The 22,303-nt window shown below is 72.5% G+C and carries 19 protein-coding genes; 6 read left to right on the top strand and 13 right to left on the bottom strand.

Going from position 1 to position 22,303, the window contains the following annotated elements:
- Window positions 1-4 precede the first annotated feature (4 nt).
- Together STRNI_RS39925 and STRNI_RS39920 are read left to right on the top strand one after the other, a co-directional pair.
- Window positions 5-1,228 carry an RNA polymerase sigma factor gene (locus tag STRNI_RS39925; protein ID WP_277413066.1) on the top strand — a complete coding sequence of 408 codons (1,224 nt, stop codon included), beginning with the start codon at window positions 5-7 and terminating at the stop codon, window positions 1,226-1,228.
- Window positions 1,229-1,814: 586 nt separating this feature from the next.
- Window positions 1,815-3,887, top strand: coding sequence for an ABC transporter ATP-binding protein (locus STRNI_RS39920; RefSeq protein ID WP_277413065.1), 2,073 nt, complete (start codon window positions 1,815-1,817; stop codon window positions 3,885-3,887).
- Between the two features lie 272 nt (window positions 3,888-4,159).
- Here the strand turns inward: STRNI_RS39920 and STRNI_RS39915 are convergent, their stop codons facing one another.
- Window positions 4,160-4,858: a hypothetical protein gene (locus tag STRNI_RS39915; protein ID WP_159491890.1), complete on the bottom strand. Its 699-nt coding sequence runs from the start codon at window positions 4,856-4,858 to the stop codon at window positions 4,160-4,162.
- Between the two features lie 378 nt (window positions 4,859-5,236).
- Entirely contained in the window at window positions 5,237-5,614 is a 378-nt protein-coding gene (locus STRNI_RS39910; protein WP_159491888.1) for a hypothetical protein, read from the bottom strand.
- 225 nt (window positions 5,615-5,839) lie between these two features.
- Between STRNI_RS39910 and STRNI_RS39905 the strand changes: the two genes are divergently transcribed.
- The 3 genes from STRNI_RS39905 to STRNI_RS39895 all read left to right on the top strand — a co-directional run bounded on the left by STRNI_RS39905 (window position 5,840) and on the right by STRNI_RS39895 (window position 8,716).
- Window positions 5,840-6,421 carry a helix-turn-helix domain-containing protein gene (locus STRNI_RS39905; RefSeq protein WP_159491886.1) on the top strand — a complete coding sequence of 194 codons (582 nt, stop codon included), beginning with the start codon at window positions 5,840-5,842 and terminating at the stop codon, window positions 6,419-6,421.
- A 217-nt stretch (window positions 6,422-6,638) separates the two neighbouring features.
- Window positions 6,639-7,427, top strand: coding sequence for an alpha/beta fold hydrolase (locus STRNI_RS39900; RefSeq protein ID WP_148590845.1), 789 nt, complete (start codon window positions 6,639-6,641; stop codon window positions 7,425-7,427).
- Window positions 7,424-8,716, top strand: a complete 1,293-nt coding sequence (locus STRNI_RS39895) for a cytochrome P450 (RefSeq protein ID WP_277413064.1) — start codon at window positions 7,424-7,426, stop codon at window positions 8,714-8,716. Before STRNI_RS39900 ends, STRNI_RS39895 begins: the two co-directional genes overlap by 4 nt.
- A 31-nt stretch (window positions 8,717-8,747) precedes the next feature.
- Here the strand turns inward: STRNI_RS39895 and STRNI_RS39890 are convergent, their stop codons facing one another.
- The 10 genes from STRNI_RS39890 to STRNI_RS39845 are packed head-to-tail and all read right to left on the bottom strand — an operon-like array spanning window position 8,748 to window position 20,346.
- Window positions 8,748-10,367, bottom strand: a complete 1,620-nt coding sequence (locus STRNI_RS39890; RefSeq protein ID WP_277413063.1) for an ABC transporter ATP-binding protein — start codon at window positions 10,365-10,367, stop codon at window positions 8,748-8,750.
- Entirely contained in the window at window positions 10,364-11,275 is a 912-nt protein-coding gene (locus STRNI_RS39885) for an ABC transporter permease (protein WP_159491880.1), read from the bottom strand. The genes STRNI_RS39890 and STRNI_RS39885 overlap by 4 nt, the downstream gene beginning before the upstream one ends.
- The gene (locus STRNI_RS39880; protein WP_277413062.1) at window positions 11,272-12,225 is read right to left on the bottom strand and encodes an ABC transporter permease; all 954 of its coding nucleotides are present in this window, start codon (window positions 12,223-12,225) and stop codon (window positions 11,272-11,274) included. Before STRNI_RS39880 ends, STRNI_RS39885 begins: the two co-directional genes overlap by 4 nt.
- On the bottom strand, window positions 12,222-13,808 hold the full coding sequence (locus STRNI_RS39875; RefSeq protein WP_274732835.1) for an ABC transporter substrate-binding protein: 1,587 nt from the start codon (window positions 13,806-13,808) through the stop codon (window positions 12,222-12,224). Before STRNI_RS39875 ends, STRNI_RS39880 begins: the two co-directional genes overlap by 4 nt.
- Before the next feature lie 51 nt (window positions 13,809-13,859).
- Window positions 13,860-14,651, bottom strand: coding sequence for a class I SAM-dependent DNA methyltransferase (locus tag STRNI_RS39870; RefSeq protein ID WP_277413061.1), 792 nt, complete (start codon window positions 14,649-14,651; stop codon window positions 13,860-13,862).
- Window positions 14,652-14,671: 20 nt separating this feature from the next.
- Window positions 14,672-15,958, bottom strand: a complete 1,287-nt coding sequence (locus tag STRNI_RS39865) for an MFS transporter (RefSeq protein WP_277413060.1) — start codon at window positions 15,956-15,958, stop codon at window positions 14,672-14,674.
- Window positions 15,955-17,100: a mandelate racemase/muconate lactonizing enzyme family protein gene (locus tag STRNI_RS39860; protein ID WP_277413059.1), complete on the bottom strand. Its 1,146-nt coding sequence runs from the start codon at window positions 17,098-17,100 to the stop codon at window positions 15,955-15,957. Before STRNI_RS39860 ends, STRNI_RS39865 begins: the two co-directional genes overlap by 4 nt.
- Window positions 17,097-18,245 carry a PLP-dependent cysteine synthase family protein gene (locus STRNI_RS39855; RefSeq protein WP_269777528.1) on the bottom strand — a complete coding sequence of 383 codons (1,149 nt, stop codon included), beginning with the start codon at window positions 18,243-18,245 and terminating at the stop codon, window positions 17,097-17,099. The genes STRNI_RS39860 and STRNI_RS39855 overlap by 4 nt, the downstream gene beginning before the upstream one ends.
- On the bottom strand, window positions 18,242-19,093 hold the full coding sequence (locus tag STRNI_RS39850) for a Rossmann-like domain-containing protein (RefSeq protein WP_159491870.1): 852 nt from the start codon (window positions 19,091-19,093) through the stop codon (window positions 18,242-18,244). The genes STRNI_RS39855 and STRNI_RS39850 overlap by 4 nt, the downstream gene beginning before the upstream one ends.
- Window positions 19,090-20,346, bottom strand: a complete 1,257-nt coding sequence (locus STRNI_RS39845; protein WP_277413058.1) for an ATP-grasp domain-containing protein — start codon at window positions 20,344-20,346, stop codon at window positions 19,090-19,092. Before STRNI_RS39845 ends, STRNI_RS39850 begins: the two co-directional genes overlap by 4 nt.
- A 168-nt stretch (window positions 20,347-20,514) precedes the next feature.
- Between STRNI_RS39845 and STRNI_RS39840 the strand changes: the two genes are divergently transcribed.
- Window positions 20,515-22,002, top strand: coding sequence for an alpha/beta hydrolase (locus tag STRNI_RS39840; protein ID WP_277413057.1), 1,488 nt, complete (start codon window positions 20,515-20,517; stop codon window positions 22,000-22,002).
- 72 nt (window positions 22,003-22,074) lie between these two features.
- Here the strand turns inward: STRNI_RS39840 and STRNI_RS39835 are convergent, their stop codons facing one another.
- Window positions 22,075-22,296 (bottom strand): hypothetical protein, encoded by a 222-nt coding sequence (locus STRNI_RS39835; protein ID WP_237538026.1) that lies wholly within the window; start codon window positions 22,294-22,296, stop codon window positions 22,075-22,077.
- Window positions 22,297-22,303 lie beyond the last annotated feature (7 nt).

Raw genomic sequence — 22,303 nt, 5'->3', positions numbered from 1 at the left:
CGGCATGCCCAAGGCGACCGCAGCCGAGGTCGGGCGCGTGTTCCGGGAGGAATACGGGCGTGCGGTCGCCGTCCTGGTCCGCGTCTTCGGTGACATCGACGTCGCCGAGGATGCGGTCCAGGACGCCTTCTCCACGGCGGTCGAGCGCTGGCCGTCCGCCGGGCTGCCCCCGAGCCCGGCGGGATGGATCATCACCACCGCCCGCAACCGTGCGGTCGACCGGCTGCGCCGGGAAGCGTCCCGCGACGACAGACACGCGCAAGCCGCTCTGCTGCACGCCGGCGGCGAGCCGGCCGAGGAGGGACCCGTGCGCGACGACCGGCTACGCCTGATCTTCACCTGCTGCCATCCCGCGCTCGCCCCCGCCGCCCGGGTCGCGCTGACGCTCCGGCTTCTCGGCGGGCTCACCACCGCGGAGATCGCCCGCGCCTTCCTGGTCACCGAGCCGACCATGGCGCAACGGCTCGTCCGGGCCAAGGGCAAGATCCGCGACGCACGGATCCCCTACCGCCTCCCGGCCGACGCCGACCTCCCGGACCGCCTTCGGGCCGTACTGGCCGTCGTCTACCTCATCTTCAACGAGGGCTACACGGCCAGCTCGGGTGAGTCGCTGGTGCGCGAAGACCTCTGCCGGGAGGCGATCCGGCTCGGACGGCTGCTCACCGAGCTCCTGCCCGACGAGCCCGAGGCCGTGGGGCTGCTCGCCCTGATGCTGCTGACCGAATCGCGGCGTGCCGCCCGCACCGGCCCGGACGGCGACCTCGTACTGCTGGCCGACCAGGACCGCAGCCGCTGGGACGGCACCCTGGTCGCCGAGGGCCAAGCCCTCGTCCTTCGGTGTCTGCGGCGCAATCGGCCCGGCCCCTATCAGGTCCAGGCGGCCATCAACGCCGTCCACAGCGATGCACCGACCGCGGCCGACACGGACTGGCGGCAGATCCTCCAGCTGTACGACCAGTTGCTCGCTCTCGATCCGAGCCCGGTCGTGGCCCTGAACCGCGCGGTCGCGGTGGCCGAGGTCGAGGGGCCGGAGGCGGCGCTCGCCCTCGTCGACAGCCTCCCTCTCGACCGGTACCACGTCTTCCACGCCATCCGTGCCGATCTGCTCCGCCGCCTCGACCGCAACACCGAGGCGGCCGAGGCCTACGAGAAGGCGCTCGCCCGCACGGACAACACGGCTGAACGCCACTTCCTTCAGCGCAGTCGGCAGGCACTCCCCCGGGATTGACGAGGACGGTGTGGTGGGGAGGGAGCCGGGCGAGCCCTGAATGGTGCGACGGGCGGGACCTGAATGGTGCGAGTGGGGAGCTGTCGGTCGGCCCACGCGTCCGTGCGGCCCCGACGACGACGCCACCCCCGAGCGCGCCCTCGCCGTGCTCGAGGCGGCGAGCGGGCAATACCTCGAAGGGGTGACCCGTGCTGTTCTAGTGCGCCTCAACGGCGAGAGACCAAGCGCTCCTTGACGTTCACCGGCCGCTGGAACGTGTGTCCACAATCTGCCCCCGGAGTACCCGTTACGGGGTGCGTATGGGGCCGTTCTTTAGAGCGTCTGTGCCCCTTACGCGTCGCTCCGCAGGAGTCGTGAACCTCGTGCCCGCCCCTGTGTACTGTCCGGCCTCGTTCGAATCACTGCGGTCCCGGCCACCCGGGTCCGCCCTGCGGTTGACGCCCCCCGGTTCCTTGGCCACCCGCGCACGACCAGCCAGTGGGGACGGCTCGACCATCCCCCAGGCCGGTGGTCGCCGACTTGCAGAAGGAGAGCAGCAGTGGTGAGAACGCGACGTCGTCTCCCCCGGAGTGAGAAACGTCAACAGGTGCCCGACGAGGCAGAAACCGGCGGAGAGGAGCTGCAATTCGTCGACCGGACCGGCAGCAGGGAGAGAGCCGGTCAACAGATCCGGCTGGCGGACATGGCGCGCCGACTGCCTCGACTGGTGCGCCGTTCGGTCGCGCTGGCCTGGAGCATCGACCGCTGGGCATGTCTGGGGCTGCTGGTCTGCCAGGTCGCCTCCGGCGCGATGCAGGCGCTGGGTCTCCTGGCGGTCAGTGGCACGATCGCGGCCCTTTTGGCCGGCGGAGACATCTACGGACGTCTGCTGGCCGCCTGGCCGTCGCTGGTGATGCTGGCCGGCGCCGCAGCGGCACGGGCTCTGCTCGGCATCACCGTGGCCTGGCTGTCCTCGCGACTGGGTCCGCAAATGAGCCGTGAGGCGGAACTCGGTCTGCTGCGGGCGGTCACCGAGGTGGAGTTGTCCGCCTACGACGCCCCGGGCTTCAACCATCGCAAGGAAGCCGCCGAACGGGGCGCCGAGGTCGCCCAGGACCTGGTCACCGAGGGCCAGGACCTGATCGCCTCGCTTGCCTCCCTCATCGCCGGGGCGGGCGTCCTGACCGCGCTGCATCCGGCGCTGTTACCGCTGCTGGCGCTGGCAAGCTTCCCGCAGGCGGTGGCGCAGATCAGCGCCGCTCGCGTGCGCTACCTGGCGCGGCTGCGGTCCAACGGCGACTACCGGCTGCTGTCGATCCTGCGCTGGCATGTGGGCGACCGCTACGCGGCGGACCAGATCCGCGCCGGCACCATGTCGTCCTTCCTGGTCGGCCGTTACCGGCACATCACCGATCGCATCAACCGTGCCGACCGGCGTGCCGCGGACACCGGGGCACGGATGTCCGTGCTCGGAGCGCTGTGCGGAGGAGTCGCCTCGGCGGCGGTGTGGGCGGCAGTGGTGTGGCTGCTGGCCACCGGCCGGATGAGCGTCGGGCACGCCGGCACCGCCGTCTTCGCCTTGCAGACGGTCGGGATGGCGCTGCGTGGTCTGGTCGTCGGCGGTGCCCGCATCATGCGCACCGGCCTGTACATGGACGACTGGTCCGCCTTCCTCCGGGAGGCCGGTGGCTACCGTATGAACCGCGGCACCACGGTGCCCGGGCCGCCGCAGCAGATCACCGTGCAGGATCTCGTCTTCCGTTACGAGGAGGCGGCGAACGATGCGGTGCGGGGTGTGTCCTTCACCCTGCGCCGCGGCGAAGTCGTCGCTCTGGTCGGCTACAACGGCAGCGGCAAGACCACGTTGGCCAAGCTCCTGAGCGGTCTGTATCTGCCCACCACCGGCTCGGTCACCTGGGACGGCGTCCCCACCGGCGAGCTCGATCCGCAGGCCATGTGGTCCCATGTCGCCCTGGTTCCGCAGGACTACGCCCGGTGGCCGCTCACCGCCAGGGAGAACATGACCCTGGGCCAGCCCACCTCAGGAGGTGACGCCGATATCCATGCCGCCTGTGCCCGGTCGGGCGCCGACGAGGTGCTCACCGAGCTGCGGTCCGGGCTGGATACGGTGCTGGCCCGCGACTGGCTGGGGGGACAGGAGCTCTCCGGGGGCCAGTGGCAGCGCATCGCGCTCACGCGTGCGTTCTACCGCCCGGCCGGGCTGCTGGTCCTTGATGAGCCGACCGCCGCTCTCGACCCGCTGGGCGAGCACCGCATCTTCGCCGGTCTGCGCCAGCTGGCCGCGACCCGCGCCGTGGTCCTGATCACCCACCGGCTGACCAATGTCGCCTGCGCGGACCGCATCCTGGTGCTGCACAAGGGCCGCATCGTCCAGCAGGGCACCTTCCCTGAACTGGTCGCGGAACCCGGGCCGTTCCGGGATCTGTGGGCCTACCAGCACACCCGCGAAGCGGCAGACCCGGCCGCCGACGGACGGTCCGCGGATGACTGCGCGCCCTCAGCTCACCCAGCGCCCGGGGTGCCGGTGCCGGTACCCGCGCCCCAGCCGGCACCGCATGGAGACACCGTTCCGCGTACGAGAAAGAGCACGGAGGGCGAAAGGACCTCGGCGTCCGCAGAAGCGGAGACGGATGCGGAGGCGGAGGCGGAGGCCCCATAGGCTCCGCGGCCTGCCCCCACTCATGTTTGCTGCCACTCATCGGACCGGACGACCTGCCCAGTCGGTGGGACCGGACGACCTGCCCGGTCGGTGTGGCCGGACGGCGTGGCCGGTCGGCGTGCCCCAAGGGGCTCCCAGATGTACCGAGACCAGCGGCCCCCACGGCGAGGTGTGTGACCCGGCAGCGCTGCGGCTCAGTGACGGGAGGGCAGAGCGGGCGCGCCGTGGGGAGGGGGGCAGTGGCCACCGAGCAGGGCCGGCGGTGCAGGGCGTCAGGCCGGTGCGGCGGTGAGGGACGGGCGGGGGGTGGGTGAGGAGGTGGGGGTGGTGGTGTCCCGGAGGTTCTGGCATTCCTCCGTCAGGTGCGCGAGGGCAGCGGTGAGGGCTTCCTCCGCCTGGTCGTTCGGTGGGGTGTCCGGCAGCACGGTGACGGACAGTTGGCGCAGGAGTTCGGTGTGCGCGGCCAGGGCCTGGCGGGTGCGGGTATCGGTGTGGTCGGTGAGCAGAAGACGTGCGGCGGTATTGGCGGCGCGCAGTCGGGGCTGGTGGATACGGCGGTGGGAGCGGGGAAGGGCGCGCCAGGCCGTGTTGGCGACGGTTACCAGGCGCCAGATCTCGTTGTCGGCGGGCTCGGTGTCGTAGAACCGCAGCCCATAGCGGCTCACCAGCCAATAGGACGTGGCCAGGACGAAAGCGGTGGCGGTGTCGAAGGCCAGCCAGAATCCGAGCAGATGGGGCTCGCCGCAGGCGGCTCGTACCGCCAGGGCCGCCCCCGCTCCGCCGGCGCCGAAGAGCAGGGACGCGGCGAGCAGAAGGAGGAGCGCGGCCGGGAGGGCGCCGATGCCGTTGGCGCTGTCGAGGCGCGCCATGCCCTTCCAATGGGGCGCGAGATAGCGGGCGTAGCGGACCCATCTGGGGGCGGGTTCGATCAGGGCGATACGTCCGGCCCAGCTGACGCTCTGCGGTCTCATGGTGCTGTTGATGCCCGAGGTCGGGCTGCTGCTGCAGGGAATCACGTGAGCGACAACGAGCAATAAGGGAAAACGCGACAGGCCAAGTGGAGGTTTAAGGCGCAGATTCCTCCCTCCGGCCGGGCGCGCGCCGCATATCCCTGAATGCGCCGGTGGCATACCCGGTCGATCATCCGATACATACACGGGGTGGACGCTCCCCCGGCCGACGGCCCAGATCGGCTGCGCCGCGGACGGGAAGCCGGTCGGGTGGGTGGGCTAAGTCGGCCGTGTGGACATGCCGTTCGCGAGAGCAGGCACGCAGCCTGCTGTACGTCGAGCACTCGTCAGCGGTGACTCTTCATGCCTCCCGATTCGGGCGCAGCCACCCGGTCAACTTCAGGCCACTCGGCCGATGAACACCATCGCGATCAGCAGCACCATCAGAGCCCCCAGGCCGATGACACCCGCCCGGGCGCCGCCCCGGGGAAGGAAGATGCCCACCACCGTCCCCAGCGTCGTCGCGGGCACCACGTACCAGGCGAGGGTGATCAGGACATTGACGAACCGCGGGTTGCGGACACCGTCTTGGCACGTATCACAGGCGATGGCGAACAAGGGACCGATGACCCCCACAACGAAGCCCGCCGCCAGCACTCCCATCGCGAGAACGGCCAGCCAGCCCCAGTCGGCAACCGTACGCCGAGGACGGAGGGCGGCGGGCTCAAGGGAAGCAGGGGAAGCAGGGGAATCGGCAGCGTTGCCGGAGTTGTCCATGCCAGAGAGGCTAGGAAGCCTGCTGTCGACCGGCATCCGACGTCGTACTCAGATCACCATCAGCGGCGTCTGAGTAGCACCGACGGCTGTGACGGCGGACGAACCACTACTGGGGCAAGTGCGGGCGGTCCGCGTCTCTTCGGCCACGCCGGTGCCTGACCCCGTACACGGGATTACTGCATTTCTCAACTTTGAGAAAGGTATTGGATGTGAGATCGTGCGCGCATGGACACGGTCGACCTGCTCCTGCATCCGGTGCGGCTCCGCGTCGTGCACGCTCTGTCCGGCGGGCGGACGCTTACGACCTCGCAGTTGTGCGCCCTTCTGCCCGACACCTCGAAGGCCACCGTGTACCGGCACGTGGGTCTGCTCGCCGACGGCGGCCTCCTCGAGGTGGCCGGCGAACAACGGGTGCGTGGCGCCGTCGAGCGCCGGTACCGGCTGCAGCGCGCACGGGCGGTGATCGACGCCGACACCGCCGCGGCGCTGTCGGCGGAGGACCACCGGCGAGCGTTCGCCGCGGCCATGGCCACCCTGCTGGCCGAGTTCAACGCCTATCTCGACCGGGACGGTGCCGACCCGAGCGCTGATCTGGTCGGCTACCGCCAGCACGCGCTCTGGCTCAGTCAGGACGAACTCACCGAGATGATCGGTGAGATGCGCGGCGTGATCGTGTCCCGGATGGGCAATGAACCCGCACCGGACCGCACCCGGCACCTGCTCAGCCCGATTCTGTTCCCCACCGAGGAGCCGCCCTCATCCCTTGCGGACGAAGGGCCGGACCACGCCGCTGAGCCCGGTATCTGACGCACCGGGCAGCCCCTCCATGGGGCGATGATGCTCAGCAGGCGCACTGAAGTGCGCTTTGAAGTGCGGCGGTCCTGCGCGGTTCAGGGTGAACCTGCTCCCCCTGGGTCACCGGTCCCGTGGCGCTCTTGCAGGGCAGGGAGGTTACGGCCAGTGTGGTCGTGCCCGGCCGGCGGCCGTCACCGTCGGCAGGTTCCGTCACACGGTTGGAGTGAGCGTGGCTTCCTTCGTACTGCCCCATGCCTTGCACGGCGCGGGATCGCACAAGGTCATCGCTGTGCACGGGTGGTTCGCCGACCGGTCCGCCTTCGACCCGGTCAGGGCGGATCTCGACCGGGACGCGTTCCAGTACGCGCTGGTCGATCTCCGTGGCTACGGAGAGGCGAAGGACGCGGCCGGTGCGTACACCACCGGCGAGGGGGCGGCCGATGTGCTGGCGCTCGCCAACCGTCTGGGCTGGGACCGGTTCTCGTTGATCGGCCATTCGATGGGCGCGAGCGTCGTCCAGCGGGTGCTGGCCGCGGCGCCGCGACGGGTGCGCCGGATGGTCGGCATCTCGCCGGTCCCCGCCTCCGGTCTGCCGCTGCCGCCGCAGCAGTGGGAACTGTTCTCCTCCGCGGCCCACACCCCGGAGAACCGGCGCGCCATCATCGACCTCACCACCGGCGGGCAGCGTCCGGCCGCCTGGCTGGACCGGATGGTGCGGCGGTCACTGGAGTGCAGCGATCCGAAGGCGTTCCGTTCCTGGCTGGACTCCTGGTCCGGGGAGGGATTCGCGGCCGAGGTCGAGGGCTCGGCGGTGCCCGCGCTGGCGGTGACCGGCACGCTGGATCCCGCGCTGAACGCCGAGCTGACACGTCAGACCTGGATGCAGTGGTACACCCGCAGTGAGCTGGTCGAGCTGCCCTCGGCAGGGCACTACGCCATGGACGAGACGCCACTGGAACTGATCCGGGCCGTCGAGGACTTCCTGCGCGCCGACGAGGGCGGAACGGCGGCCGGATGACCGTGCCCGCAGCCGGTGCCGCGGACCGGGAGGTGCCGGACGTCTTCGACCCGCGCGGGTACGCCGACGGGCTGCCGCACGCGGCGTACCGGCTCTTGCGTGACCGGTATCCGGTGGCCTGGCAGGAGGAGCACGAGGTGCTGGGCTGGCCCGCCGGGCCGGGTTTCTGGGCGGTCACCCGGCACGAGGACGTCGTACGGGTCCTGAAGGACGCCCGCACCTTCTCCTCGCACCTGGGCGCCACCCAGATCCGGGACCCCGACCCTGCCGACCTGCCGTTCATCCGGCGCATGATGCTCAATCAGGATCCCCCGGACCACGGGCGGCTGCGCCGTTCGGTCAGCCGTGCCTTCACCCCTCGCCAGGTCGACCGCTTCGGCACCGTCGTACGCGAGCGGGCGCGTGGTCTGCTGACGGCGGCGGTCGCCACGGCACGCGCCGGGAACGGGGTGTGTGACCTGGTCACCGCGGTCACCGATGACTTCGCGCTGCTCAACCTCGCCGATCTGCTCGGTGTGCCGGCCGCCGAGCGCGGGCTGCTCCTGGACTGGACCCGGCGTGTCATCGGCTACCAGGACCCGGACGAATCAGGCCCGTCCGCATCCGGCCCGGACGGGCGGCCCGCCAATCCACGCTCCCCGGCGATGCTCCAGGACATGTTCGGCTTCGCGCGGGAGCTGGCGGCCCACAAGCGGCGGTATCCGGACGACGATGTGATGACGGTGCTCGCCTCGGACCCCGAACTGGCCACGCCCGAGCTGGAGATGTTCTTCTTCCTGCTGACCATCGCGGGCAATGACACCGTACGCAGCGCGGCCCCCGGCGGACTGCTGGCGCTGGCCCGCCACCCGGACGCGTACCGCCGGCTGTGCGCCGGCGCCGTGGGGGCGGCGACAGCGGTGGAAGAGCTGCTGCGCTGGCATCCGCCGGTGCTCAGCTTCCGCCGTACCGTGGCCCACGACACCGAAATGGCCGGCCGCTCCCTTCGCGCCGGCGACAAGGTGGTGGTCTTCCACGGTTCGGCAAATTTCGACGAGCGGGTCTTCACCGCCCCGCACCGGCTGGATCTCGCCCGGTCCGCAAATCCCCATGTCTCTTTCGGCGACGGTCCGCATGTCTGCCTGGGGGCACACCTCGCCCGGCTGCAGTTGCGGGTGTTGTACGAGGAGACCTGCCGCCTGCTGCCCGCTCTGGCGGTCGCCGGTCCGCCGCGGAGGCTCGTGTCGAACTTCATCCATGGTCTGAAGTCGCTGCCGCTGCGGCTGGTGGACGTGCCGCCCGGGGAGTAGGGCCGCGATCGGACGGGAGGAGAGCCGGTGATCACTGTGGAGACGCGGCGCTGACCTCCGGTTCCGGCTGCAGCAATGCGGCGGTGAGGGGGTGTCGGGGGGCGGTGAGCAGTTGGCCGGTCGGGCCTTGTTCGACGAGGTGGCCGTCGTCGAGGACGGCGATACGGGTGGCCAGGGTCGCGGTGTCGCGGTCGTGGGTGATGAGGACCAGGGACATCTCCGGGTGGGTCCGTACGAGGTCCGCGAGGAGTGTGCGGAGGTTCCGGCGGGTGACGGAGTCCTGGCCGGAGGTGATCTCATCGCAGATCAGGACCCGGGGGCGGGCCAGCAGGGCGCGGGCCAGGGCGGCGCGCTGGAGTTCACCGCCGGAGAGCTGTGCGGGCCGGCGGCGTACGAGGTCACCGGAGAGCCCGAGGGTGCTCAGGGTGCGCTCGGCCTCGGCCAGGGCCTCGGGCCGCGGGACCCGGCGCAGACGGATGGCGCTGCGCATCACCTGGCCGAGGACCGGGCGGTGTTCGTCGAAGGCGGCTCGGGCGTCCTGGAAGACGTACTGGACCGCGGCCAGTTGCTCGCGTGTGCGGTCGCGGAGGCTGCGGGGCAGGGCGACGCCGTCCAGCAGGACCTCGCCGTCGTAGCTCCGGTGGAGACCGGCCAGACAGCGGGCGAGAGTGGTCTTGCCGCTGCCGGAGCGGCCCACGACGGCCGAACAGCCGGGCGGGAGAGGCAGATCGGGGGTGTGCAGGACGGTGGACCTGCCGTGGCGGGCGGTGAGGCTCCGCACCTGGAGTACCGCCTCGGCGGCAGCCGGCCGGGGGGTGGTGTCGCCGGCCGGTGTCCCGGCGTCCGTGCTCGGGGCGAGCGGGCCGTCCGACGGCTCGGCGGGGGCAGCAGTGGTGAGGAGTTCCCGGGTCCACGAGTGCTGAGGGCTGCTCCAGAGCTGTTCCGGCGGGCCGGATTCCACGATGCGGCCGGCGCGCAGGACATGGACGTCGTGGGCCAGGGCACGGACGACCTCCAGGTCGTGGCTCAGGAGCAGCACCGCGATGCCCTCCCGGGCCACGGCGGCCAGTTGGTCGGCGATCTGCTGCTTCGTCACGGCGTCCTGGCCGGTGGTCGGTTCGTCCGCGATGAGGGTGCGGGCGCCGGTCAGCAGGGCCTGGGCCAGGACGACGCGTTGCTGTTGGCCGCCGGAGAGCTGGTGGGGGTAGCGGTCCAGCAGGGTTTCGCCGTCGTGGAGCTGGGCCTGCGCGAGCGCGCGCAGGATGCGGTGCCGGATCTCGGACCGGCGGGCACGGCGGGGCAGATGGCTTACGTGGGTGCGAGCGATGTCCTGGAGGAGGGCGGCGACCGGCCGGGCGGGGTTGAGCACCGTGGCGGGGTGCTGCGGTACGTAGCCGACGAGGGTGTCGGGGGTGTGCACCTGGCCGGTCACCCTGGCGCCGGGCGGGTATTCGTTGAGCAGGGCGAGCCCGGTGGTGGTCTTGCCGCTGCCGGAGGCTCCGATCAGGGCGGTGATCCGGCCGGGTGGCACCCGCAGACTCACTCCGTCGACGAGAGCCCGGCCCTCGATGTCGACGCGCAGGTCCTGGACCCGAGCGGCTTGGTCCCGGGCCTCGGCGGCCTGGTCCTGGGCCTCGGTGGGCTGGTTCATATGCACGGGTCGCTCTTCTCGTCTCGCCCGGTCCCGGAGGGCGTGCCGTCGGCGGGCAGCGGTGCAGGGGTGCGGACGGGCCGGGGTGCACGGTCCCGTCCCGGCGTTCGGTCGCGGCGGGTGAGGGCGGCGTCGAAGAGCAGGTTGGTGCCCATGGTCAACGCCATGATCAGTACGGCGGGCAGCACGACGGCCCAGGGCTGGACGAACATGCCCGTCCGGTTGCGGTCGACCATCACCGCCCAGTCGGCGGCGTCCGGTTCGGCGCCGACGCCGAGGAAGGCTGCCGTGGCGACCAGGTACAGCACACCGGTGAGCCGGACCCCGACGTCGGCGGCGAGGGTGCGCAGGGCCGACCGGCCGACGTACCCCACGGCCGTCCGCCACCAGGTCTCGCCCTGCATCCGCAGCGCCTCGACCGCGGGCCGGGCGGCCGCTTCGGCGGTGGCGGCCCGGACCGCGCGGACGGCGTCCGGGATATTGACCAGGGCCACCAGCAGCGCGAGGCCGCCGGCGCCGGGCGTCAGGACCGCCGCCACCAGCAGAATGATCAGCAGCGACGGCACGGCGAGCAGTACGTCCAGCGGCCGCATCAGCAGCTCTTCCAGCCAACGGCGGTGGGTCAGCGCCCCGATGAGGCCCAGCGGGAGCGCCACCGCGTACGCGAGCGCCGTCGCCGCGAGGGCGGCCAGGACCACCGGGCGGCCGCCGAGCAGCACCTGCTGCCAGACGTCCCGGCCGACGAAGTCCGTGCCGGCCCAGTGTCCGCCGCCGACGGTGAACGACGGGGCCCGTGGTCCGGGCTCCCCGGCGAACAGCGGCCCGAACAGGGCGAGGAGCAGCGGGACGACGATGACCAGCAGGGCGAAGGTGAAGCGGCCCGGACCGGATGCCGTACGGGGACTCACGCCGCCACCCCCGTCCGGGGCACCAGACGGTAAGTGGCCAGGTCCGCACCGAGGTTGAGGACGACGGCGGTGCAGCCGAAGACGACCGCCAGCCCCTGGATGACGGGGACATCGCGTTCCGCCACGGCATTGATCAGGACCGTTCCGAGTCCGGGAATCACGAAGAGAGCCTCCACGACGATGACACCGCACAGCAGCCAGTCGACCGTGCGGGCGAGCTGCTGGGCGGCGGGCGCAAGGGCGTTGGGGAGGGCGTGCGTATAGCGGATGCGCGCGCCGGGGATGCCGTAGCGGCGGGCCTGTGCGACGTACGGCGAGGCCAGCGCATCGATCATCCCCGCCCGCACCAGCCGCGCCAGCGAGCACACCGGACGGGACAGCAGCACCAGTACGGGCAGCACCAGCGCCGCGGGATGGGCGAGCAGATCGTCGCCGTAGCCGACGGCGGTCGGCGGCAGCCAGTCCAGACGCAGTGCGAAGACCGTCACCAGCAGCACCCCGAAGGCGAACTCCGGTACCGCGTACACCCCCAGGGTCACCGAGCTGATGAGGCGGTCCACGAGCCGTCCTTCGTGGCGGGCGGCCAGGACTCCGAGGCCGCCCGCCAGCGGCACCAGCAGGAGCAGGGTGAGCGCGGCGAGCAGCAGGGTCGGTCCGAAGCCGTCGGCGAGGTAGGAGCTGACCGGGCGGCCCGAGGTGAGCGAGGTGCCGAGGTCGCCGTGCAGCAGCCCGGCCGTCCATGACGCGAGGCGTTCGTGGGCGGGCCGGTCCAGGTGCATGGTCTCCCGGATAGCCGCGATCCGGGCGGGGTCGGGCTGGTCGCCGGCGAGCGCCACCGCGGCGTCGCCGGGCAGCGCCTCGGTGAGGGCGAAGACGAGCAGCACGACGGCGACGGTCTGCCCGGCGCCGAGCAGCAGCCGCCGGGCCAGCCATGACCGCAGACCGTTCACGCGAGCCACACCTTGTCGAAGCGGGCCCAGTCGAGCGTGTTGGCGGGGGCCTTGTGTGCCACGCCGCGGACCGTGCGGGCGGTGCCCAGGATCCAGTCGGCGAAGCCCCAGACCAGGAAGCCGCCCTCGGCGTACAGCCGGCGCTGCATGCGCGCGTACACGGCGGCCCGGTCCTTCTTGTCCTTGGTGGACTGGGCCTGCTGGTAGAGCGCGTCGAAGTCCTTGTGGTGCCACTTGGTGGCGTTGGTGGTGGAGTCGGACAGCAGGCGCTGGGAGAAGTGCGACTCGATGGGCATCGCGCCGGAGCGGTAGCAGCACAGCGTTCCGGATTCGAGGGTGTCCTGCCAGTAGCTGTCCTTGCTGCCCATCGCCACCTTCACCCGCACTCCGGCCTTGGCGGCCTGGTCACGGAAGATGGCGGCGGCCTCGGTGAATCCGGCGGCGACGGCGGAGGTGTCCAGGGTGACCCGGAGTCCGTCGGCGCCGGCCTTCTTCAGCAGGTGGCGGGCCCGGTCCAGGTCCTGCTCGCGCTGCGGCAGACCGTCCGCGTAGTACTCGTACCCCTTGCCGAACAGGTCGTTGCCGATCTCGCCGGCGCCGGAGAGCGCACCGTCGACCAGTTCCTTGCGGTCGGCGAGGAGGAAGAACGCCTCGCGCACCCGCTTGTCGTCGAACGGCGCCCGGTCGGTCTTCATCGCGAACGCCTGCATGGCGCTGTTGCGCAGCCGGACGATCTCGATCTGCCCCTTGCCCTCGTGTGCGCGGGCGGTCGTCGGCGACAGCTCGTGGGCGTACTCGACCTGGCCGCCCAGCAGGGAGTTGACGCGTGCGGACTCCTCGTTGGCCACCAGGAATTCCAGCTGCTCCAGGTAGGGCGCGCCGTCCCAGTAGTCGTCGTTGCGCCGGAAGACGGCGGAGCGTCCCGGCGTGAAGGAGACGAAGCGGAAGGGGCCGCTGCCGACCGGCTTCGTGTCGAAGTCCGTCGCGCCGTCGGGGACGATATAGGCGCCGAACGCGGCCAGCAGGTTGGGGAATTCGGCGGTCGGGCGCTTCAGCGCGAACTCGACGGTGCGCTCGTCGACGGCGCGGCTCGCCTTGAGGTCGAGGGGCTCCAGGGAGGCCTTGGCGCGGAACGCCTTCTTGGGGTCGGCGATGCGGCGGAAGCTGTAGAGGACATCGCGGGCGGTGACCGGCTTGCCGTTGTGGAAGGACGCCTTGCGCAGCTTCACCGTCCAGCGGTCCAGGGTGGAGTTCGGCTCCCAGGACGCGGCCAGCCGCGGCTCGGCGGCGAGATCGGCGCCGAAGTCGGCGAGCTTGTCGAAGAGGGCCTTGGCGCGGGCGGCGTCGGCGAAGAGGTTGGCCAGGTGCGGGTCGAGGGTCTCGCTCGCACCGCCGCCGGCGAAGGCGGCACGCAGCTTCCCGCCGCGCCGGGGCTTGCCGCCGCCGTCAGCGGCGCCCCCGGAGGGGCTCGTGCAGCCGGCGAGCGCGAGCGCGCCGAGGCCGGCCGCCCCGCCGGCCGCGGCGAGGAAGCCGCGGCGGCGCAGGCCGGGGAAGCGGGGGTCGTTGACGGGACCTTCGTACATGGCGGTTTCCTTGCTGTGCGCGGGTGGGTGGAAGGGGAGGCCGGGCGGCCGTCAGTCGTGGCGGGTCAGCCGGGCGACGAGGTGGAGCCGGTCCCCGTCGGCGGACTCGCCCGGCCCGGCGCCCTCGTGCCAGGCCGGGTCCGTCCGCGGCCCCGGCCCGTCGTGCAGGTCGAGGACCTCGAAGCCGTGCGCGGCGAGGGCATGGCGCAGCTCCTGGGGGAAGAGCAGTCGCCATGCGGAGCGCTGCTCGTGGGGCGGGGAGCCGTCGTCGGTGGTCCAGATGCGGGTGCGGCGCAGGAGTTGGGCGGCGCGGTCGATGTACAGCGTGGTGGTGGAGGTGTAGGCGGTGCCGCGCCAGGTGAAGTCGTTGACGGCCGGGGCGTCGAGCAGTTCCGTCCGGCCGAGGAAGAAGGCGCCGTTGCGCATCTCGGCCACGAGCAGCCCGCCGGGCGTGAGGCCGCGCCGGCAGGAGGCGAGGAAGCCGTCGAGTTCGGCGTTGGTGTGGCAGTAGAGCAGGGCGCTGTCCAGGCAGACGATGGCGTCGAAGGGGCCTTGGCGGAGGTCGAAGTCGCGCAGGTCGGCTTGTACGTAGTCCGGTCCGGGGTGCTGCGTGCGGGCATGGGCCAGCATCGCGGCGGAGAGGTCGGCGCCGACGACGGTGCGGCCCGCCCCGTGCAGATGGGCGGCGTCCCTTCCGGTGCCGCAGCCGAGGTCCAGGACGCGGTGTCCCGCGCCGTACCGGCGCAGGCAGTCCTCGGCCCAGCGGCCGGCGAGCCGTTCGGTGTCGGGGAAGCGGGCCTCGTAGAGCTCCGGGTTGTCGGTCAGCAGGTTTTCGCTGGTCATATCCGTTTCCATGGGTGTGGTCAGGCCTTCCCCGCCGTCGTGGGCGCCGCGGTGGCCGGTGCGGGGTCGGTTGCCTGCCCCGGCAGACCGCGCAGCCGGTGCAGCCAGGCGACACCCGCCGCGGAGACCAGCCCGAAGACCAGGCAGCAGGCCCACGGCAGCCACTGCATACGGGTGTGCTCACCGGTATCCATGGCCCAGCCGACGACGGTGTTGCCCGCCGCCGCGGCGATGCCGGAGACCACGTAGAACAGTCCGAAGTAGGTGCCGGTGAGTTCGGCGCGGCCGAAGGCGGGGATCAGCTCCATCACGAACGGCTGGGCGACCATGACACCGAGGTAGAGCAGCAGCGCCCCGGCCAGTACGGGCAGTGCGCGCAGCGCGGCTTCGCCGGGGCCGCCGGACGGCGGTCCCAGGGCTGCGACGGCCATCGGCGGGACGAAGCCGAGGCCCATCAGGCCGAGCCCGGCGCTGATCCACCGCGCCCGGTCCCCGCGCTCCTTGAGGGCGCGGGTGATCCGCATCTGGAGCGCGAGGTTGGCGACGGTGCCGATGAGGAACACCAGACCGGCAGCGCCGTCCCAGCCGGTGGCCCGCCGGGCGCCGTCGGGCAGCAGCAGATACAGCTGGTTCTGCATGGTGAACATGCCCACCATGGCCAGCGCGAAGGCCAGGAAGACACGGTTGCCGAGGACCTCGCGCCAGTCGCCGAGGACGCTGTTGGCCGCCGGGGCGACCTTGGATGCGGGCAGCACCACGGCCTGGGCGACGGTGAGCAGGGCGAAGATCGCGGCGGCGGTGAGCGCGGAGACCCGGAAGTCGACCAGCAGCAGGGCGCTGCCGAGCAGCGGCCCGATCAGGGCGCCGGTGGTCGCGAAGACGTTGAAGAGCGCGAACGCCTCGGCCTTGCGCGGGCCCGCCTCCTGCGCGAGGTAGGCCCGTACGGCGGGGTTGAACAGCGCCCCGGCCAGCCCGGAGAGCACGGACGCCGCGAGGAGGACGGCCAGGCCGTCGCCGAGCGCGAAGAGGCCGAAGCCGACGGTCCGCAGCGCGCAGCCGGCGATGATGACACCGCGTGCGCCCAGCCGGTCGGCGGCCGAACCGCCGATGAGGAACAGGCCCTGCTGGCTCAGGTTGCGGACGCCGAGGATGATCCCGACGACCGCGGCGGACATTCCGAGGTCTTCGCCGAGGTGCACGGCGAGGTAGGGAATGAGCAGATAGAAGCCGGTGTTGACGCCGAGCTGGTTGATCAGCAGCAGCCGGATGGCGAACGGGAAGCGGCGCATCTCGTGCCAGGTCTTCACCGGTCCGCCTCCCCGCCGCGGACCGGCTCCGGCGTCTCCTGGACCACTGTTTCCTGGTCCGGTGTCTCTTGGCCCGCTGTCTCCCCGTCCGGTGGCGGTGCGCCGTGGGCCGGACGGACGCCGAGGCCCGGTTCCCGGCCGGCGCGTACGGTGCCGTCCGTGCCGCCGATACCGGTCCAGGGGTCGTGGGCGAGCAGCAAGTGGCCGTCCAGGTCCGTCCATCGGGCGCGGTCGGCGAGGTGGACGGCGGGGGCGAGGCCGAGGGTGCTGGCGGTGAGGCAGCCGAGCATCAGCTCGGTGCCGCTGCCGGCGAGCAGGTCGGCGATGCGCAGCGCCGCGGTGACCCCACCGCACTTGGCGAGCTTGACGTTGATGCCGTGCACCCGCCCGGCCAGCCGCTGGGCGTCCTCGAAGCCGACCGCGTCCTCGTCGGCGATGACCGGCAGCGGCGAACGTGCGGCGAGTGCGGCCAGTGCCTCGGGGTCGCCGGGGGCGAGCGGCTGCTCCACCGCCTCGATGCCGAGGCCGGCGTAGCGGGGCAGCAGGGCGTCGGCCAGGGCGGGGCTCCAGGCGCCGTTGGGGTCGAGCAGCAGCCGGGCGTGCGGTGCGGCGTTGCGTACCGCCAGTACGCGGTCGAGGTCGTCCTCGGGGTCCGGGGCACCGGCCTTGATCTTGATGACGGAGAAGCCGAGCCGGGTCAGCCGGCCCGCCTGCTCCGCGGCCGCACGGCACGAGGTGATGCCGATGGTGCGGGCGGTGGCGGCGCTCGGCGCTTCCGATGCGCCGAGCAGCTGATGCACGGGCAGGCCGGCGCGCTTCCCGACGAGATCGAGCAGCGCGGACTCCACGGCCGCGGTCACCGCCGGGGGCGTGCCGGGCGCGGGCAGGTCGCCCGCGCGCAGGGCGTCGAGGGCGCTCTCGGGGGTGGCGCAGCGGGCGAGTTCCCGCGCGGCCTCGTGCAGCAGCCGGCCGAGGGTGGCGGCGTCCAGGCCGTAGTACGTGCTGGTGACGGCTTCTCCGTAGCCGCTGTGGCCTTGGTGCTCGATGGCGAGCCATACGGCGTCGCGGGCCGCCATCGTGGAGCGGGATATCCGCAGCGGCTCGGTGAGTTCGAGTCGTACGGTGCGCTGGCTGACCTTCACGGGGCTTCTTCCCAGGTGGTGGGGTGGGCGGGGTGGTGCGCGGCGGTGGGCGGGGCGTGCGGGCGTCCGCTCCCCGCGGCCGGGGGCGCGAGCGGGTCGGCGACCGTCCCGCACCGGGTCCATCCGGTCGCCTCCGCGGCCGTCGGATGCGGGATCTCGACCGGGCGGGTGGCGGCCGTGGCCAGGTCCAGGCCGTGGGCGGTGGCGAAGTCGTCGTCGTAGACGCTGTTGAGGTAGCGCTGAGGACCGTCGGGGAAGACGGTGGCGACCACGGCCCCTGGGTGTACCCGCGCGGCCCATGCGGAGACCAGGGCGACGGCGCCGGTGCTCCAGCCGCCGCTGACGAAGTTGCCGGTGGCGAGCCTGCGGCAGGCGTCGGCGGACTCGGCCGGGCCGACCCAGTGCACCTCGTCGAAGGCGTCGTAGGCGACATTGCGTGGATGGATGCTGCTGCCGAGGCCCCGCATCAGCCGGGCCCTGGCGGGCTGGCCGAAGATCGTCGAGCCGGTGGCGTCCACACCGATCAGCCGCAGGTGCGGCCAGTGCCGGCGCAGCGGGCCGACGACGCCCGCGCTGTGGCCGCCGGTGCCGACGCTGCACACCAGGACGTCGAGATGGTCGAGTTCGGCTGCCATTTCGGCGGCGAGGGAGGCGTAACCGGCGACATTGTCGGGGTTGTTGTACTGGTCGGGCCAGTACGCGCCGGGCAGCTCGGCGAGCAGCTGCCGCAGCCGGGCCAGCCGGGCCGCCTGCCAGCCGCCGTCGGCCGCCGGGCGGTCGACGAGTTCGAGCCGGACCCCGTGGGTCCGCAGCAGCTGGCGCATGGACGGCTCCAGCTCGGTGTCGCCGACCAGCACGACCGGATGGCCGAGTGCCTGGCCGGCGAAGGCCAGACCGATGCCGAGTGTGCCGGAGGTGGACTCCACGACGGGGGCGCCGGGCCGCAGTTGGCCGCGCTCCCTGGCGCCGAGCAGCATGGACACGGCGGCCCGTGCCTTCATGCCGCCCGCCCCGAGCCCTTCGAGCTTGGCCCAGAAGCCGGGGTGCGGGCAGGGGAGGTCGGCGGTGACCCGGGCGAGCGGAGTGCGGCCGAGCAGGCCGAGGAGCGCGCGGTTGCCGGTCGGTTGCCGGACGGCCGTGGTCACCGGGCGGCTCCGGATGCCTCGTCGCGGTAGCGGTGGACGAGGCCCGGTCCGCCGTCGAGCCAGAAGAACGGGTACGGCTCCGCACACACCGCGCTCACCCCGGAGCCGAGGAAGCGCGGCAGCACCGCGCTGCCGGTCTGGGCGAACATCACCAGGGGCTTGCCATGGCGCAGTGCGTGCTCCCGCAGCGGTTCGAAGCTGCCGTTGCCCAGCGTCATCCCGGAGGCGAGCACCGCGTCGCAGTCCGCCAGCTCGGCGAGCGCATCGGTGCGGACCGGCTCGCCCCACTCCGTCGTACCGCCCTTGAGGTCGCAGGGCACATACGACAGCTCGCGCTCACGGAGCGCCTCCAGCAGCGAGTTGACCACGCCGACCACGAGCACCCGGGAGCCCGGCGCGGCGTCGACCAGTCCGGCGACGGCCCGTGCCCTGGCCCGGGACTTCCGCAGGGACGACCCGGCCGGCAGCGACCAGGGCCGTGCGCCGTTCGCGGGCGTGTGCGGGAGGACGTGCATCAGATAGGTGTCGAGGGCGGCCACCCGCACCGGGCGCAGCTCGTGCGCCAGGAGGCGGGCCAGGTCCGCGCCGACGCAGTCCTCGATCGCGGCGTCCGGCAGCTCACCGGGCTCCACCGCGCAGGAGCCGACCGCAGCGGCCAGCCGCAGGCTCAGCACTTCGTTGCGGTAGCCGCCGCTGCGGCCCTCGTGGCGTACGGCCTGCCGGGTGCTGAAGGCGACGGCGACCTTCTGGGTACGCGGGTCGGGCCCGAAGTCCCCGCTGAGGACACGGGTCACGAGGTCGTCGTACGAAGCGGCGGAGGCGGGGAGGTGGGTGGTGGGGGTGGTCATCGGTTCACCACCCGCGGGCGCAGCTCGGACAGCAGCGCTTCGACGTATCGGCGCGCTGCCGGGCCCTCGGCGTCGCCGGCCATGACATGCCCCAGGTACTCGTTGTTGCTGCCGGCCGCCTTGACCGGCTTGCCGGGGTCGGCGAGCTGGACTTCGAGCACGCCCGGCGCCTTCCGCACGAGGTCCGCGCCGTCGATCTCCTCCAGCACGCCCGTGGACTGCGGGACGAGGAAGCCGATCGCGGCGCTGCGCAGCCCGGTGTCCCGTATGCACAGATCGGGGCGCTGTCCTATCGCCACGTCCACCGCGGCGGCGGCGATGTCGACACCGGTGACATGGCGGATCAGTTCGGTGATGCGGTTGCCCGCGGGGCGGGGGTTGACCTCGATCAGACGCGGTCCGTCGGGCGTCAGCTTGATCTCGGTGTGCGCCACGACGCCGTCGAGTCCGAGTGCCTCGATCGCCTGGCGGGCCGTCTCACCGGCCGCCGCCGTATCGGCCGCCGGGAGCGCGGCGGGGAACATATGGCCGGTCTCGATGAAGGCCGGCGCCCCGCCGACGCTCTTGTCGGTCACCCCGACCACCTGGGTGGTGCCGTCGAACGTGACGGTCTCGACGCTGACTTCGGGTCCGTGCAGCAGTTCTTCGAGGAGGACCACGGGCGCCCGGCGCTGGCCGCGGGCGTTGACGGGGAAGCCGTCGAGCGCGCGGTAGGCGCGGGCCAGCTCGGCTTCGTCGTCCACGCGCCGGACGAACATGCCCGCGCACAGGTCGACGGGCTTGAGCACCAGCGGATAGCCGATCTCGGCCGCCGCGGCGGCGGCTTCGGACCGGTCCGCGCAGACCGCGAAGCGCGGCCCGGGGAGCCCGGCGGCGGCGAGCACCTGCCGGGTCGCGTCCTTGCGGCAGGCGCTCTCGACCGCTTCGGGTGCCGGGCCGGGCAGTCCGAGGTGGCCGGCGATCCGCGCGACGGCCGGAAGGTAGTAGTCGCAGGAGGTGATCACACCGTCGAAGCCGAGCGCGGAGTGCAGCCGCTCGATGTACGGCAGCAGCGTTTCGAGGTCGTTGGTGTCGGCGGTCAGCACATTGCGGGCGCCGAGCAGCGGATGAGCGGCGCCCTCGGGCGCGGAGCGCAGGTAGTGGTGCAGGTCGCGGGTGAGGAAGGTGAACTCGTGTCCGCCCTCACGGATCGCACGCGGGAGCAGCCTGCTCATCGCTCCGACCCAGCTCTCGACCATCAGCAGATGAGCCACGGTGTCCCTTCTTCGCAGCGTTGTTCGGGCCTTGTTGCGGCGGTACTTGACGGAGCGGCGGCCCCTTGGCGAGGGCCGTCCGGCTTGACCGGGCCACACTGTAAACGATAATCATTTTCACCACCAAGTCCTGCGGCACCCTCCGCCGCACTCCCGAATGCGAGACCTGTGATTCCTGCCGTACGCCGCACGGGCCTGCTCTGCGCCCTGACGGCCACCGCCGCCCTACTCCCGGCCGCCCCCGCTCCCGCCGCTCCCCCGCCACCGGCTCTCCACTTCGGCGCCTGTCCGGACTCCGTACCGACCCCGCCCGCCCCCGAGCGGGTCGAGTGCGGCCGGCTGAGCGTCCCGCTGGACCGGAGCCACCCGGACGGCCAGCACCTCGACATCGCCGTGTCCCGGGTCCGCGCCTCCGGACCGGCCTCCGACCGGCGTGGCGTCCTGCTGGTCAACCCGGGCGGGCCCGGCGGGTCGGGACTCCCCTACGCGGTGACCAAGCGCGCCAAACTGCCGGAGCAGGTGCGGCGTTCGTACGACGTGATCGGCTTCGACCCGCGCGGCACCGGCGCGAGCGCGCCCGCGGACTGTGGCCCGATGGGCGGTCTCTTCGACAGCCCGGGCCAGGACCCGGTGCCGACGGGGCGGGCGGCCGAGCAGAAATACCTCGACGGACTGCGGCGGACCGCCGACGACTGCGCCCAGCACGTCAAGGACGCGCTGCCGCATCTGTCGACCACCGAGACCGCCCGGGACATGGACGCCATACGGGAGGCGCTCGGTGAGCGCCGGATCGGCTATCTCGGCGTCTCCTACGGCAGCTATCTCGGGGCCGCCTATGCCGCCCAATTCCCGCAGCGGGTGGGCCGGATGGTGCTGGACAGCGTCGTCGGCCCCGAGGAGTGGTACGACTTCGATCTTCTCCAGAGCCGGGCCATGGTGCGCCAGCGGGCGGTGTTCTTCGCCTGGGCGGCCCGGCACGAGAAGCGCTTCGGGCTCGGTGCCGACGGGACGGCGGTACGCACCGCGTACCAGCGGGTGCGGGACGGTCTCGCCGAGCGCCCCGTGGACGGCTTCGGGGCGGCGGAGTTCGACCGCGCCGTGTACCGGGCGCTGGGCCGCACCGAACGCTGGGCGGGCCTCGCCGACGGCCTGCGGACCTATCTGCGCGACGGCACCACCGGCCCGCTGCGCCCGGCGGAGCCCTTCGACGGCCCCGCGTCACGTGCGTATGAAGCCGCCAACCGCACGGTCAAGTGCGCGGACGGACCGGCGCCCTCGCCTGCCCGCGTGGTCGCCGACATCCGGCGGATGCGGCGGCTCGACCCGCAGCCGGTGCTCACCGGGATGGAGGCCTCGGTGTGCGCCTACTGGCACCACCGGCCCGCGCACAGTACGCCGCTCGGCAGCCCGGACGCACCACCGGTCCTGCTGATCGCTTCCGAGCACGACCCCGTCACCCCCATCGAAGGCGCCCGGGCACTGCAGCGACGGCTGCCCGGCTCCCGTCTGGTCTCCCTCCACGACGACTACTCGCACGGGGTGTTCGCCAGCCGGGGCAACGGCTGTGTGGACGGGGCGGCCGCGGCCTATCTGACCGACGGAACCGTGCCGCGCGCCGACGTGCACTGCACGGGGCCCGGACTGCCCACCCCATGAGCCTCGTCGGGTGAGTGCGGACGGCCCGGCCCGCGCCACAGGGCCGGGCCTGCACCGTCGCCCGCCCGGCCTTCACCCTCCGCCCGCGCCCGCCTCTTCACAGAGCGCACAGCGATCCTTGCCGTCCCATTCGCCCCACCCGGCGGCACTGATGAACTCGATGTACACCGCCCGCCGCCGCGCCTCGGCACCACGGTCGCGTTCGTGCCGATGCCGCAGGTAATCGGCGAGCACGGTGCCGGAGATGGCGATACCGCCACCACCCAGCGTCGCCGCCGGCGTCCCCCAGTCCACACTGCCC

Origin of the sequence: Streptomyces nigrescens (assembly GCF_027626975.1) — a bacterium.
GTDB lineage: Bacteria > Actinomycetota > Actinomycetes > Streptomycetales > Streptomycetaceae > Streptomyces > Streptomyces nigrescens.
This window is presented reverse-complemented; position numbering and strand designations above follow the sequence as displayed.